The organism is Asticcacaulis sp. EMRT-3 (assembly GCF_030027245.1).
GTDB lineage: Bacteria > Pseudomonadota > Alphaproteobacteria > Caulobacterales > Caulobacteraceae > Asticcacaulis.
This window is the reverse complement of sequence record NZ_JASERT010000003.1, coordinates 73,743-88,748: the sequence shown is the minus strand read 5'-3', so window position 1 is coordinate 88,748 and position 15,006 is coordinate 73,743. Positions and strand designations below refer to the sequence as shown.

The 15,006-nt window shown below is 55.1% G+C and carries 14 protein-coding genes; 6 read left to right on the top strand and 8 right to left on the bottom strand.

Translation table 11 applies throughout. From position 1 onward, the window contains the following. Positions 1 to 21: 21 nt before the first annotated feature. The 8 genes from QB905_RS14730 to QB905_RS14695 all read right to left on the bottom strand — a co-directional run bounded on the left by QB905_RS14730 (position 22) and on the right by QB905_RS14695 (position 8,878). Positions 22 to 1,002, bottom strand: a complete 981-nt coding sequence (locus QB905_RS14730; RefSeq protein WP_282975936.1) for an ArdC family protein — start codon at positions 1,000 to 1,002, stop codon at positions 22 to 24. Positions 1,003 to 1,230: 228 nt separating this feature from the next. Next, a complete protein-coding gene (locus tag QB905_RS14725; RefSeq protein WP_282975935.1) occupies positions 1,231 to 2,457 on the bottom strand; it encodes an ATP-binding protein in 1,227 nt (408 codons plus the stop codon). A 223-nt stretch (positions 2,458 to 2,680) separates the two neighbouring features. Next, positions 2,681 to 2,992, bottom strand: coding sequence for a DUF736 domain-containing protein (locus QB905_RS14720; RefSeq protein ID WP_282975934.1), 312 nt, complete (start codon positions 2,990 to 2,992; stop codon positions 2,681 to 2,683). A gap of 478 nt (positions 2,993 to 3,470) precedes the next feature. Next, positions 3,471 to 4,412 carry a ParB/RepB/Spo0J family partition protein gene (locus QB905_RS14715; RefSeq protein ID WP_282975933.1) on the bottom strand — a complete coding sequence of 314 codons (942 nt, stop codon included), beginning with the start codon at positions 4,410 to 4,412 and terminating at the stop codon, positions 3,471 to 3,473. Beyond that, complete coding sequence (locus QB905_RS14710; RefSeq protein ID WP_282975932.1) at positions 4,402 to 5,208, bottom strand: ParA family protein; 807 nt, start codon at positions 5,206 to 5,208, stop codon at positions 4,402 to 4,404. The genes QB905_RS14715 and QB905_RS14710 overlap by 11 nt, the downstream gene beginning before the upstream one ends. 381 nt (positions 5,209 to 5,589) lie before the next feature. After that, positions 5,590 to 6,807 (bottom strand): replication initiator protein A, encoded by a 1,218-nt coding sequence (locus QB905_RS14705; protein WP_282975931.1) that lies wholly within the window; start codon positions 6,805 to 6,807, stop codon positions 5,590 to 5,592. 1,067 nt (positions 6,808 to 7,874) lie between these two features. Next, positions 7,875 to 8,201 (bottom strand): hypothetical protein, encoded by a 327-nt coding sequence (locus QB905_RS14700; RefSeq protein WP_282975930.1) that lies wholly within the window; start codon positions 8,199 to 8,201, stop codon positions 7,875 to 7,877. Further along, positions 8,201 to 8,878: a ParA family protein gene (locus QB905_RS14695; protein WP_282975929.1), complete on the bottom strand. Its 678-nt coding sequence runs from the start codon at positions 8,876 to 8,878 to the stop codon at positions 8,201 to 8,203. The genes QB905_RS14700 and QB905_RS14695 overlap by 1 nt, the downstream gene beginning before the upstream one ends. 951 nt (positions 8,879 to 9,829) lie before the next feature. Between QB905_RS14695 and QB905_RS14690 the strand changes: the two genes are divergently transcribed. The 6 genes from QB905_RS14690 to QB905_RS14665 all read left to right on the top strand — a co-directional run bounded on the left by QB905_RS14690 (position 9,830) and on the right by QB905_RS14665 (position 15,004). Beyond that, positions 9,830 to 10,420 carry a lytic transglycosylase domain-containing protein gene (locus QB905_RS14690; protein ID WP_282975928.1) on the top strand — a complete coding sequence of 197 codons (591 nt, stop codon included), beginning with the start codon at positions 9,830 to 9,832 and terminating at the stop codon, positions 10,418 to 10,420. Between the two features lie 117 nt (positions 10,421 to 10,537). Continuing rightward, entirely contained in the window at positions 10,538 to 10,846 is a 309-nt protein-coding gene (locus QB905_RS14685) for a TrbC/VirB2 family protein (protein WP_282975927.1), read from the top strand. A gap of 2 nt (positions 10,847 to 10,848) precedes the next feature. Further along, positions 10,849 to 11,178, top strand: coding sequence for a VirB3 family type IV secretion system protein (locus QB905_RS14680; protein ID WP_282975926.1), 330 nt, complete (start codon positions 10,849 to 10,851; stop codon positions 11,176 to 11,178). Continuing rightward, positions 11,178 to 13,634, top strand: coding sequence for a VirB4 family type IV secretion/conjugal transfer ATPase (locus QB905_RS14675; RefSeq protein WP_282975925.1), 2,457 nt, complete (start codon positions 11,178 to 11,180; stop codon positions 13,632 to 13,634). Before QB905_RS14680 ends, QB905_RS14675 begins: the two co-directional genes overlap by 1 nt. Beyond that, complete coding sequence (locus QB905_RS14670; RefSeq protein ID WP_282975924.1) at positions 13,627 to 13,968, top strand: hypothetical protein; 342 nt, start codon at positions 13,627 to 13,629, stop codon at positions 13,966 to 13,968. Before QB905_RS14675 ends, QB905_RS14670 begins: the two co-directional genes overlap by 8 nt. Position 13,969: 1 nt before the next feature. After that, entirely contained in the window at positions 13,970 to 15,004 is a 1,035-nt protein-coding gene (locus QB905_RS14665) for a TrbL/VirB6 family protein (protein ID WP_282975923.1), read from the top strand. Positions 15,005 to 15,006: the final 2 nt, after the last annotated feature.

Genomic DNA, 15,006 nt, shown 5'->3' with positions numbered 1-15,006 from the left:
CGACCTCTCTCCTCGGCACGTTCAGGCTGCCGCCAGATCGTCCCTTGCTGCTGCGGCGGCCGCTGCTGCTGCTGCCTCGCTTTCATCCTCAGCTTTTAAAAAACCCAGAAGGTAGTCAGCGGATTTGCTGGCCTGAGAGGCGGCACGGAAGATTGCCTTGTCGTCTTCGCGAAGGACTTCCAACCAGTTGGCGATGTAATCGGAATGGCGTACCGTCGGCATAATGCCGAGCGAAGCGCAGCAAAAGGCCGAGGTCATCTCGGCCACTAATTCTTCGGCGGCATATTTACGGCTGCCAAACGGTCCCGTCAGATCGCGATTTAGGCGCGATGGGTGACCACTTGCGTGCCCAAGTTCATGAAGCGCGGTACGGTGCCAATTGATGGGCTCAAAATATGCCTCAGGCGGCGGGATCTGGACGTAATCGTGGGACGGAACGTAATAGGCCCTGTCGCCACCAACGCGGAAATCTATGCCACTTTTTGCGATCAGATTGCGGACGCTGGGGTCGATCTGCGGCGTATCCGGCACCGTCTCCAGTCCTGTCCCGTCATCAGGCAGACCGTCGCACTGAGCAATGTTGAAAACCGTAAAACGCTTCAGGAATGGGATAGCACGAATATCATCGCCACCCGCATCGAGACGTTGACGCTCAGTTCGAGGGACAAAGCGGTCTGCATAAACGACCGTGGTGCCGTGTTCCCCCTTCCTGACGCAGCCGCCAAGGCTCAGCGCCTGCCGGAACGTCAGCCAACCTTGGTGGGCGAAGCCTCGCTTGATCACTGCATTCCACAGAATCAGGATGTTGATCCCGGAATAGCGCCTGTGGGTGGAGGCATTAGCAGGCATACCGACGGCGGCGCCCCCTCTCCCCGACCCAGCCCATGGCTGGACCCAGGGGACATTGCCAGCCTCAAGCTCCGCGATGATTTTTCGAGTAATATCACTGTAAAGACTGGCCGGCCCTTCGCCGCCGGTCGAATGTTTCTGATAGCCGCTCATGATCGATCTCCGAGACGAGCGCCGGAGGCCTTTCCTCTGGTCTTCCACCCGTCACGGCACCCGAACGCAGACTCTCACTCTTGCCATATTGCGTCCCACCGCCTGGAGTCGCGCGACCGTCGCGGCTAGTGAGCTAAGTGTCCGCTGTTCCTTTATATGAAAAGAACCAAACGGCCCGCATTCGCGCACATTCGTACTGACAGCGATCTGCCAGAAGTTATGGCGATGTTACAGGTATCCCACCGGAATTGCCCAAACCGCCTTTGACAGGGGGATATCAATTTCCTTTAGGCAGATAACGCATCCATCACCGATCGGCTGTTTCAGGGCTTCCAAGGCCGCGAAATTCTTTGTGGCACCCAGACTGGGCGTCATCGTCTTCTTGAATTCGATGGGGTAAAGCTTCCCATCCTGACTGATCAGCAGATCAACCTCCCTCTGATCACGGTCACGATAAAAATAGAAATTGCCGACCTTCCCTCGGTTCCAATAGGATTTGAGAATCTCGGCCAGCATATAGGTTTCAAGGATGGCACCCGACATCGCACCAGCTTCGAGAGCTTCCGGCGTCGACCACTGAGTTAGATAGGCGCACAGTCCGGTATCCAGGAAATAGAGCTTCGGCGTCTTGACCAGGCGATTGGTGATATTGTTGTGGTAAGGCTGAAGCATAAAGACAAGCCCCGACGTCTCGAGGATCGAAAGCCAGGCCTTGATCGTTTTCTGGTCGACATCGACATCGCGTGCCATGTCGGCGTAGTTGATGAGTTGGCCGGTGCGGGCTGCCGCGGCGCGGAGGAAGCGTGCGAAGGCGACTTCGTCCCCCACGCGCGTCAGATCTCTGACATCCCGCTGGATATAGGTTTGGATGTAGGAACTATAGAAAATATCTCGCGGCATATCCGGGTTAAGCGCGATAGCCGGGAAGCTTCCTGTCCAGATCGTGTGATAGACATCGAGGACCGCCGAGCTTGACGGCTGTGGTCGGGCTTTTTCAATCCAATCCAGCGTCGGGAGGAAAGGGCTTTGCGCGACGGCGCGATCATCGCGTTCGGTCTGGGACAGGCCGATCAGATCGAGAATGGCAATCCGACCGGCAAGAGTTTCGGAAATGCCGTGCATCAGATGGAATTTTTGCGAGCCCGTGAGCCAGTACTGGCCGCTGGTTTGATCCTTGTCGACAAGGCCTTTGATGACGCTGAACAACTGCGGTGCATATTGCACCTCGTCTATAATCAGAGGTGCCTTATGTAATTGCAGGAACAAGGCCGGATCGGTTTGTGCTAAGGCGCGTTGATCGAGGTCATCCAGGCTGACGTAACCACGGGTCGCTTCGGCACAGTCCTGAAGCAAAGTCGTCTTACCAACCTGCCGGGGCCCAGTGATGAGGACGACGGGGAAGACAGTGGAGACGGTCTCCAGGGTTTTGCTGAGCGTGCGGTGTCTGTGGCGCATAAATCTCGTCCAATATGGAATTAGATTCCACATTAGCCGAAAACCTGCCTCTTGGCGACAGTCGTCGCTATAAAATTGAGCTACGGCACTAAGGACGTCGGACGGCGCCTTAGTCGGTTTTGCAAAGAGCCTTCTATCTCGGCTGGACTCCCAAATTTAAGCCTCTCCAGATGACGGGCCCTGCAAAATCCCCGCTCATTCGAGCGGGGATGGGCCGAGATACCTACTCGCCGGGGCGGCGCGACCAGATCAGGTTGTAGGTTTCGGAGTCTTCCGCCTGAACGAGGCTGCCGAAGATCGGGGCTGGCAGGGAGGGATCATCGAGCTTCAGTGACACATAGTCGCGGTTGCTTTCGCGTGCGGTCTTGGTCCACCCAGCACCGATCTCGATAGTTCCTGAGTAGACGCGGTAGTCGGGGCTGCGCTCATTGTCCTTCTCGACTGCGACGATTTGCGCCTTGGCGTTAAGGTTGAGGGTTTTGACCGAACCGGTGTAGCCGTTTTCCGTCTTGGTGAAAGTACCGATGGTTGCCATTGTCGTTTGCCTTCTTGCTATCTGGCCGCGCCAATCGCGGCCTCGATGGAGGTCAAGAGGACGAACACGATCCGGCCGCACCCGCAGGGTCGTAACGAAGTGAAGAAGATGCCGCTCCGGCTAATTTGTCTGGCGATGCAAAGCGCTTGCGCGGCGGAAATTAACCGGTGGGGAATATTGCGGTAAAAGGATCGAAGCGAAGCTGGTTTTTGTCCAGACCTAATCCATTCGAGGCCGCGATTGGCACTGACCGATAGCCCTTGGCAATAAACAGATTTGGCAACAATCCTCTGATCCCCAAAAGGGAAATTTTGGAATTGTTCGGCTGATGTCCTCACCTGAAGCGGCGGCGCATTTCTGTGTGTTCGATGAAAAAGAGCTAAGCCTCGATCAAGCCCACATGCTCTATCTGTCTGAGATCATGAGCTGATGAGCCGACATCAAATGAACCTCCCGGTACGAAGCCTGAAGCGACCCTTCAGCTATTGCCTGTCTCGTCTTCAATGATCTGGCTAAGGGTGACCGTATCAGCCTCCACCTGCACGTCCTTGCTGTCCGGATCCGTGTCATAGCGGATATAAACCATGCCGGGGAGCGGCGGTCGCCGATCAAGTATGAGCGTCGCGGGGCGACTCTTGTGTTCGACAAGGATCTTGGGGCGCTTAATCGGTTGGGGCGCAGCAAAGGCTGGCACCTTAGCGGTCGCCTTGTTTGACGGCTTAGGGGCAACTTCCATAGCCTCAGAATCCTTAGTCATGACTAAGGGGGCCGTCAATGGCGGCGCCTTCAGTGCAGCGGCCAGATTGCTGACTGTGGCGCGCGTAATTTCAACGGGCTTGGCAACCCAACGCTCGACCTCGGCTGGGAACTTCGCGTGAAGGCTGCGCAGTTCGTAAATGGTCTTGGGAGACGAGAGCCGTCCGTCGCGATAGGCGCGCTCCAGACTTGGCGGCAGATCGATCAAAGCCAGATGTTCGGTAATGACAGGCGCAGGCTTGCCAAGACGGCGCGCGATGTCGGCCTTTTTGGCACCGGCGTCAAGCTTGCGCTGGATGAACAAAGCCAACTCTATGGGTTTCAGATTCTCGCGTTGTTCGTTTTCGATAACCTGATCGAAATCGTCATGGCCTTCATCGATAAAGGCGGGAATGGTATCTCGGCCAGCACGTCTTGAGCCACGCAAACGCCGGGCACCGAAATTGAGAAGGTATTTGCCGAGCTTTTGAGGATGGGGTCGGATGGACACCGGTGAGATGACGCCCTTAGCTCTGATTGACGCCTCCATGTCGGCCATGGCGTCTTCGTCGAATTCAACACGCGGCTGGTTAGGGTCTTCTTCGATATCCGAAAGTAAGACCTGAAGCGGCTTACCCGTCGAGATTTCCAACGGATCATCCAGGGCTGACAGATCAAGCGTCATTGAGCACCTCTAATCCCATACGGTGGGCAATGGCTTCAAACACCGGGCGAATTTCACGCCAGGTATCACGGGCAGCGGTTTTCTTCAGGTTGGCGATATAGGTCCCGTCGGCCTGAGCTTCGGCAAAAACTGAACGACGCGGAAGTAGCGCGATGCCACTCCCCTCCCCTGTCGGAATCAACAGCTGGCCGAAGCCTTCTGCGATCTGCTTGAGATTCCCGCGCTGAAAGGGTGTCGGTTCGACCAGGTTAGGCAGAATACCGATCAATTCGAGGCTGGGGTTAAGCGTCGCTTTTATTTTTCGGATGCCATAACGCGTGTGATTCAGCAAACCACCGATTCCATCGATGGCTTCCTGATTGAGTTGAATTGGCGATAGGACATAGTCCGCAACGATCAATCCGGCGGCGTAGCGAATGTCAGGATTTGGATTGGTATCAAGTACACAGACGTCGAACGCGTGTGCGTTGCGATCTAGGAAGGCTTTCAACGCGTTGACAAATGCGTTGTGCGCGGTGGGCTGCCTTTCCATGCCACTGAGATCGCCATCGCCTTCGACCAATGCAAATGTGGCAGATGGAGCTGTCAGCCCTACGCCCTCGAAGATTTTAGTGGCGGTGAAGGGGGCAATAGTCGCACGGCCACTTTTGGCTAGTGCCTTGGACGAGTTACGCTGATGATCGAGATCTATAAACAGAACCCGGTGACCCTGTTCAATCAGATATTGGGCAAACTGTGTTGCGACCGCGCTTTTCCCAACGCCTCCCTTTTGGTTTGCTAACACCAGCGTCTTCATTTCGGCGTGCCGTCCCATTAACTTTAATTGATGCTGGCACCTTAACAGATCAATTCCAGGACTCCACCCGAAGATGCGCGAGGTCCGTGGAAAAGTTAGACCCCCCTGGCCTGTTTAGACAGGCGTGCGATGAAATGTCTATTTGTCGTGAGTACTTCGAAATTCAGACACAATCCGATCGATCAGGTCTGTAAATTTCAGATCCTGCGTGTTCGCAAAATCTCGAAGAGATTATGCGGTCTCGGGTGTAACACGTGTCGAAATGGTGACCGCCTCGTCATCCTTCCCGTATCGACCATAGGCGGCTACCCGAGTCCAACATTGGTACTGACCTTACAATCAATCAGCTGGGCCACCAGTTCAAGCATGGGGAGCCTTCCCTTAGTGCCGGGCTGAGGCCCTGGCGGGCTTCCTGCCTTCTCCTCCCCGACTTTTGCAATAGGCGACAAAGGCGCCATCGGCAGACTTCAGCTTCGGTCGTCCCGACGATTGCCAATAGGCCAGCCAATCCGCCTCCATCGCGTAGACATCCATCCCCGGTGCCGCCTTCTTTGCCTTTTCATAGGTGTCGGGTTTTAGTCGCGGTTGACCGGCTTCAGCGGTCACCAAAGGCTTAGAGAGAGCTGAAATGCTCCGGAGTTCGAAGACGAGATAGTCCCCTTCCATCCGAATATCGTAGTCCGGGAAATGGTGCGTTTCTGCGTTTGTCTCGACAATCTCACGAACCATTCGGCGGAACTCCTTCATTTCTCCCCTCGAGCCGGACTTCTTCAAGCATACATCCAGTGAGACAACCCAGCTTTCCTGGCGACCGCAATGTTTGCGTGCGAGTTCGTAGAGCCGTCGCTCCAATGGCCGCTTTAACCGGAAATAGTCGGGATGCAGGGCCAGGACCTCGCTGTTGGAGATGGCTTTGAACAGCCAATCCGAAACCTTGATTTCGAGGTCGAGCATCTGGCCGTCGCGCGTCTCCCGCAGAATGCTGGCCGACTCGACAAGGCCAAACGTTCGAAACTCATCCGTATCGTTGGTTTTGATATTGGTCTGAATCCGCGTTCCGCCCAAACGTGTCAGCGACTCTCTAAGAAGCTCATAGGACCTTCCGCCATTGCCGCGGTTGGCAAATTTCAGGAAATCATGCGCCGTCAGACGCACTGTCTGGCTAACACCGCGACCTTCATTGACCGCTCTAACGATATGGCTAGTGATGTAAAGGATCAGATCGCGATCATAGATGGTCGCCCGACCGATCGATGACGGAGTGACCTCAAGCCAATTGCCATTATGTTCGTAATGGTAGGTCGACATGTCACGGACCTTCGACAACGAGAAGATCGGGTGCTCAAGCGATTGCATGTCACTCTTCAGAATAACGCCGGAGAGTGGATCGATCATGAAAAGATCTATCCCCCGCCTTTCGCGCATCAACGGGGCGCGCCGCACAGTAGGCTTCGATGTATCAAGATGGGCCGGGACTGCGCCCACAACCTCGCCTTCGGCGGCCGCGGCTGCCTGCTTGTCTTCCTCGCGAGCCGTGACGATACGGAATAACTCCTCCGTATCCCCATCTGTTGATAACTTTCTTGGGCGCCGGGACATATTCGCTCGTTTCTCCGTCCTTTCCGTTCGTAACTTCACCCACTCTATTGGTGAATTTGACTCGCCGTGACACCGATTCTCGGCGTAACAATGCCCACCAGGGGCGTCATGTCACAAAAGGCATACGTAACTTCACCCACCGAACGGCTTTTAAATTTACCTATCCTACTGTTTTTTAACAGAAAAGAATTGGGAAGAGAATCGGTGGGAGTTTGGCTATTGTTCGTAACTTTGCCCACCAGCGCAAGTCTTTTCTTCGTAACTTCACCCACCAAGTGCCAAATATGTAAACCCCAGCCATCACTTAAACCAGAGTCTAAGAATTTACGATTATTAATATGCAACAAAAACAATTAGTTGAACCGGATTTCCTCACTTCCGGGACTCGGACATTGGTCGTAACTTCACCCACTTCGCGCGCCCGGGTGCAGGCGGTTTCACGCCAGGGCCTTGTAACTCGAGCGAATTGGGGGCCTATTCGTAACTTCACCCACCGATTCCGCGAAATTATGCAGGCTAAGCGGCAAATCAGCCCACGACGTAACAACGACCACCCGATGACGGTACAATGCCCACCGGGTTTCGTAACTTCACCCACCAGCGATTCCGGATTCGCTTTGATTATTCAGCAAACTAACTTGCTCTCTTCACACGCTAACACTGAATCTAACACATAATAACACATAGGGCTCGGCGGTAGGTAGATGACGCATCTACGATCTAAACTGGGCCCGTCGGGATTTTCGTCACTCTCGCTACGCAATCGGTCGCATCGCATTTCGAAACCCACGCGAAGTACCAGGCACCGTTCGGATGGCGCGCGAAACCAGCGAGATTGTCTTGAAACGCTCACAAGGGTCTACCACCGTTATGAAAGCAGCGCGCGAGCACCCTCCCCCGAACTGCGCAAAAAGCCCTTGCCGGGCCCCCAGAGGTCCGGGAATTGACCAAAATGCGCCAATGAAGGTCTTGCGGTTAAGAAAAGCCGTAAAAAGCGCTGTTCGGGGCCTGAAAGAGGCCTCCTGGGGGAGAGTCACTGATTGGGATCCGCGAGTCCCCTCCCCGGCTTACTTCCCGGTCTTTTTCACGTTGCGATCGTGGTAATCCATCAAAAACTCAATCGCCTGAGCGTAAGTCCAGGTCGTGTATTCGTCACGCTTTAGGAATGCTCGAAACCGCTCGCCGACTTCGGATCTGAGATAGCAATTCACCTGGACGTGCTTGGGCCCTTTCGGTTCCCGTGAAGGAAAAACGGTTTCCTTCTGGACTGGTCGGGATCTCGGCGTATTAGGCGTCGCGAGAGCGGCAGGTTTTATGCGCGGTTCGAAATCGTCAAGGAGGCCGTCAAGCTGCAAAGTCTTTGGCGCCGTAGGTGCGTTGGAGGAATTGCTCATTACGCCGCTTCCTTATTCAGCTTGGTTTTAAGAGTCTGAACGAGCTCAACCATAAATTCCTCGATGTTGAGGATGGCCTTGTCGACGTTGTTCACGGTATTCTTGAGGTCGTAAATCGTGCCTCCCCTCAAGAATATCTGCGAATAGGCGTCCCGCTCGGTGATTTCGGCCTTGAAGGTGGGAATCGAACTGCTTCTGAACTGGTCAACGATGATGCGGGCAGCGCGTGATTTGACGTATTTCGTCATCGTAAAGAGCAATGCAAATGGAATCTCACGTCGCATCTGCTTGAAATCGCGTTGCATGCTTCGGATTACCTGAATGGCAGCCTCCGCGTCCTGTTGCTGTTCCTTGCACGGAATCACGATAAAATCGCTCTCGCCGATGGCAAAGCCCATTGTTTTCGAGGCAGTTCCTTCCAAGTCAACAATGACGAACGGATCTCGCGCGGCGGCCTCTTCGATCAGGGCCTGAACATTGTCCTCGTTTATACCGCCAACTACGGTCAGATTGTCAGGGACCAGGCCTTCTTTTCCTGCCCATGAAGTGATTGGCTGCCGGGGATCACCATCGATAATCGTCACTCGTTTGGTTTGGGCGATATGGCAGGCGAGCAGCAGCGCTGTCGTTGTTTTCCCAGATCCACCCTTAGAGTTTGCAAAACTGATAACTGGCATGTCGGCTCCTCTACAAGGCTCTACAATATTGTATTGTAGAGTGAGCTATGGCCCAATATGGTTTACAGATCGTTTACGGCGACTAGAGGGCTCTACAATATAATATTGTAGACGATTGTAGTGGAAGCAAGCGAACCCTAGAGCGACCTACAATATAATATTATAGGTGATTCTATCGAATTGTGGAGGGCCTGATCGCACCGGCGAGCCCGACAATAGAGGTGCCTAGAGCCTCCTATTGTAGAGTCGCCTAGACCAGCCTATTGTTGCATATTGTAGAAGTTCCTACTTAGCAATAGGGACGCCTATCGGCCTATAGAAGCCGCTATTCCCATCCTGGCAAGCATTTATCTTTTGCATCAACTACTTATGCGTAAAGTGCGAGAGAAAAACATCTCCGACTGCACCGACCGTTGGCGCTTAAAGGCAGCAAATGGGCGATACCATCCTTCGACACGTCGGCCAGGTTGTCGCCTAACTACCGTTCATGGACGAAGAAGGATTCATCGACGCTAAGCTGGTAGCACCCGGTTATGACATTCACTCCCTTTATCAAGAATGGGGTGGTAGATGGCAGACCATGGGTTGCCCAGACTTCAGAAGCGCAAATGCGGCTTTCATTGGCTTTTGCAAAAAGAAATATGAACTGGCGCCGCTTCGGAAGTGAAGGTTGTGGAGCCACCTGGTCTTAGCCGAACTCGTCATGGCGAACTTCGTCCATTGGCAGATTTGCTCCCCACAATGCCTCCGCTGGAAATTTCAGTATCTGCATCAGTGACCGCGAACTTCCTTTGATTGGTTCGCCTGCTGGACCAATCACAATAGTTTTTGCAAAAACTGTTAACACTCAGCACCCGTATTCCGTTAGCGCTTTACCTGTTCCAAAATTTTCCGGTAATAACCTGCCAGACGAAACCGAGATGCTAGCGGTTTCAACGGAGGGGTAAGGCGTTGGAATTTATAGAGTTAGCACATTTATGTGCGCCCAGCGTTCATCCCGCCACACTGCAGCGGCTTGTCAGCGTCGAATCCAGCTTCAACCCGTACGCGATTGGCGTCGTTAATGGCCGTTTATCGCGGCAGCCGACTTCGAAGTTCGAAGCGATAGCCACTGTGAGGGCGCTTGAGGCTAAGGGCTATAATTACAGCCTTGGCCTGACACAGGTGAATAAGAAGAATCTGGCCAGTCACAATCTGACTGTCGAGACCGCATTTGATCCCTGCCAAAACCTTCGCTCCGGCAGTGAAATCCTTGCCGATTGTTTCCGCTCCGCTACAAGATCGATGCCTGATCCACAGCGCGCGTTACGCGACGCTTTCAGTTGCTACTACACCGGCAATCTGACGAGCGGCTATAGGCTTGGCTATGTCGCAAAGATCGAAGCGGCGAGGGTAGGGGGCGGCTCAATCAGGATTACCTCCACGCCTACACGTGCCACGTCGGTATCCGTCCGCAGGCATGGCCGAACTCTGCCCGCGGGGGGCGTCGTTTCGATTTCAAAAACGGCGGATCCACCGAAGACATCGGCACTTTTGTTCTGACTTAAACATCGAAACAACCCAAGCCCCACAGCGGAGATGCAACCAGCATCCGCCGCAAGGTCGAGCCTTGTCCGCGCCTTAACCGAAAACACGCAATAAAAAACGCCGAGAGAGCCTATGTCCCCTATCAAATCCCTGAAAGCCCTTCTGTCGCGGCCCACTGGTCGTGTCGCGCTTATGGTTGTCTCTATTTCGACCTTGTCGGTGTCTCCGGCCTTTGCGCAGCTCACTAAGCTGACGTCGGTCATGCAAAACGTTCAAACCGCATTGCTTGGCATTGGCGTCGTGGCCTTTACGATCGCGATCGCCTGGGCTGGCTATAAGATGATCTTTCAGCACGCCAAGTGGTCGGAAATCTCGAACATCGTCATCGGCGGCGTGCTCGTAGGCGGCGCTGCTGAAATTGCGGGCTGGCTGATCAACTGATCATGGACGACTTCCGCGATCCCATTTTCAAAGGCTGTACGCGCCCGGCGATGTTTCTGGGTGTGCCGATGATGCCTTTTCTCATGGTTACGGGGGTCTGTCTGCTGGCGGGCGGCTGGCTGATGTACCTGATCAGCCCTGTCGTCAGTCTATTTATCGGCCTTACCTATGTCGCCATCGTCGCCGTCATGCGGCAGGTGACGCGTAAGGACGATCAACGTCTTCACCAGCTTTTGATGCGGGCGCGCATGCGTCATCGCCATGGGGCAGCGCGCCGTCGTTGGGATGCTTTGAGCTTTGCACCCTTAGCCTACAAGAAGCGGAAATCCTGATGCGAGACCGATCGAACCTCAAGGCTGCCGCTGGCGACGAAATCTCCTCCTCGGAATTCGTGCCCATGGGCGTGCATATCACGGCTGACGTCGTCAAACTGCGACGGACAGGCGATTATATTGCCACATGGCGCCTGGACGGCATTCCCTTTGAGACCGTCGATCCCGAAGACATTCACGTTCGCAAGGAAGGGCTCAATAACTTTCTGAGGTCACTTGGCGGTGGAAGCTTTGCCATCTGGTCGCACAAGATCCGTCGGACGGTCCGTGAACGGCTGGATGGCCAATATGGCAACGCCTTTTGCGACGATTTGAACGCGCGCTATTACGCCTCTTTCGACGCTCACCGCCAGATGCGCACCGAGCTCTATGTTACGCTGATCTATCGCCCGGTCCCTACCCGAATGGGTAGGTTTTTCAAATCTGTCGGGAGCCGGACAGTGGCAGACATCCGGGCCGCTGAGAACGAGGCGCTGGCAGCGCTGGACGATGCCGCCAAGTCCTTCGAGGCCAGTCTTGCCCGCTATGGACCGACACGTTTGGCGACCAAGGCTCGCGGGCCGTTGGTGATCTCGGATATGCTCACCTTTTACGGTTTTCTGCTCAATGGCGTCTGGGAAGACGTAACCATGCGCCGGGCATCGATTGACCAGTATTTGCCGACGTCGCGCCTGCACTTCGGTGATCGCAACGGCATGGTCGAGATCTGGCACCCGACTGAGAAGAAATTCGCTGGACTGCTCGATATTCAGGATTATCCCAAATGGTCAGAGCCCGGGATGGCCAACGGCATCCTCTATGGCGACTACGAGTATATCGAAACGCAGTCCTTCTCTGCGCTCAACAAGCGCGACGCCATGACGGCGCTCGAGCGGCAAAAGGGCCAGTTGATCGCCTCGGAAGATGTGGCCGCGCGCGAGATCGAGGAGATGGACCAGGCCATGGACGATCTGGCCAGCGGTCTTATGGATGTTGGAGACTATCATTACAGTTTGGCGGTGTTTGGCGAGACCTTGAACGATGTCGCCAAATCGATCCAGGAGGCGCGCTCCGTCCTACAGGATGGGCCGGGCTTCAAGATGTCGATTGTCGATGCCGTCCCGGAATGTGCCTGGTTTGCGCAGTTACCGGGCAATTGGTCATTACGGCCTCGCGATGCCCGCCTGACCAGCCGCAATTTTGCGGCTCTTAGCCCACTGCATAATTTTGCTACGGGTAAGCGCGACGGCAATCCCTGGGGCGAGGCCCTGGCCTTGTTGAAAACGCCATCGGGTCAACCGTTCTATTTCAACTTCCATGTCTCGCCGGATGGAAAAGACTCCAGCGACGAAAAATACCCTGGCAATACCTTCATCTGCGGGACGACGGGCGTCGGCAAGACGGCCTTGGAAATGGCGCTGCTCACCTTCGCTACCAAGTACCAGGATCTTCGCTGTGTCTTCTTCGACAAGGACCGCGGCGCAGAAATCGCCATCCGCGCCATGGGCGGTCAATACCATGCACTGAAGCGTGGCGAGGCCACGGGCTTTAATCCATTCCAGCTGAGCGCCACCGAAGACAATATCCAGTTCTGCGACAAGCTGGTCAAATTACTGATCCGTAAGGAGGGGGCAGGGGCCTTGTCGGCGAAGGAGGAGGCCGAGATCAGCCACGCGGTTCGCACGGTTATGAGTGAAGCGATATCACCCGAATTGCGAAGCCTGTCGGCGGTGGCGCAGAACCTGCCCAATACGGGTGATAATTCGGTGTCTTTGCGCCTGAAAAAATGGCTGCGAGGCCAGCCGCTCGGTTGGGCCTTTGATAATCCAGCTGACAGTCAGGATTTCGCCTGCGGTGCAATTTTCGCCTACGACTATACAGACTTCCTCGATGATCCTGAGGTGCGCACGCCGATTATGGCCTATTTGCTGCACATCACTGAGGGCCTGATAGACGGTCGACCCTTCATCTATTTTATGGAGGAGTTCTGGAAGCCGCTGATGGATGAGCACTTCTCCGATTTTGCGCTCAACAAGCAAAAGACCATCCGTAAACAGGGGGGCCTTGGCGTGTTCGTCACGCAATCGCCGTCGGACGTGTTGGGGCATCGCATTGGCAAGACCATGGTCGAACAAAGCGTCACTCAGATTTTTCTGCCCAACCCCAAAGCCGACCACGACGACTATGTCGGCGGTTTTAAGGTCACTGAAGCTGAGTTCCGCATCATCAGGAATCTGGGCGAAACCAGCCGGTTGTTTCTGGTCAAGCAGGGCCACACCTCGGCCGTTGTACGCTTTGATCTCGGTGGCATGCCGGGGGTTCTCAACGTCCTGTCAGGGACGACTGAAAACGTCGAGCTACTCGACCAGATCCGAACCGAAGTCGGCGATGATCCGGAGGTTTGGCTACCGATTTTTCATGAGCGTACGGCCACGCGCCGCTCGCGCATCAACAAGCTGGAGGCCAGCCATGCGTGACCGCTTAAGGGCAATTGTCGGTGCGCTGACTATGCTGATGATTCTGTCGGGTATCAGTGACCGGGCGTTTGCGGTAGATGCCAAAACGCAACGGCGATTAGCCCCCACGGCTCATGCCGTCGCTGACGATTTTGTCTTTGTTCCAACGGACGCCGTCCTAAAACAGGTTGGACAGACCCGGGACCAGTGGAACCTCAGGGACCCGAAGGCTGAACGCGAATGGCGGCGTGCGTTTGTTGTTGAAGGCACCGCTCAGGACTCCGCTTATTATGCCGATATCCGCAAAAATGACGTGCCGCCGGCTAAAGGTATCGGCTCCGGGCGCGGTCACTAAGATGGGGCTTGCCTCAGAAATCGAAACCGCCGTCGACCAGTTGCTGAATGGCTTTGTCACCGCCAAGAGCGCGGCCCTGTGCGGCATCCTGACCCCGCTCGCCCTTACAGGAATCACGATTTACATCATCATCATCGGTTACGCGGTCATGCGGGGTGAAGCTCAGGATGGCTTGCACACGTCGCTGTGGAAGCTGGTCAAGATGGCGTTCGTTTCAGCGGCGGCGCTGGGCGTCGGAATTTATCAAGGTGAAATCCTGAATGCCTTTTATGGCCTCCAGGAGGGTCTGATTTCGGCCTTCAGCACGCAGACAACGGTCGGCGGCGTCATCGATCAGTTCATGGTGCCTTATGATGCACTGGCCGCCGCGATCGGCCAGGAGGCGGGGACTAGCCTAGTACCAAACCTGACGCTCTATTTTGCCATGTTCATTGTCATTGTCGCCGAGGTGTGGATTTTTGCCATCGGCATTGGTCTTTATCTGCTGGCCAAGGTGGCTCTGGCGCTCGTTCTGGCTCTGGGCCCGGCTTTTATTCTCTGCGCCATGTTTCCGGCAACCCAGCGCTTTTGCGAAAGCTGGATTGGCCAGGTCGTCAACTATGTGATCCTCAGCGTCCTGGTCGTGGCGGGCTTCACCATGCTGACTTTGTTTGCACAGGAGTTCGCCGCGAAGGCGCTGGCCGATTACGGCAATGACAGTGCCATCATCAAGGATTGCGTTGCGCTTCTGATTGTCTCGGTCGCGCTTGGCATCGTCATGCTGCACCTCAATGCCATCGCATCGGCACTTGGCGGTGGCGCGTCGGTCTCGGGCGGTGGGGTCGCGGCGGCCGCCATGGGCGGCATTATTGCGGGTCTTGCGCTTGGCCGAAGGTCAGGTGGGAGCAAAAATGATCAGACCAGCTCGACCAACAGCATCAGCAAGGGCTCAGGAAATGGCACGGAGTCTTCGTCTCGTCAGAGTCCGCAAGCCCCGTCGGCGGCGCTGCCGATATACCAACGTCATATCGACGACAATCTTAAGCAAAGCACCTGAAG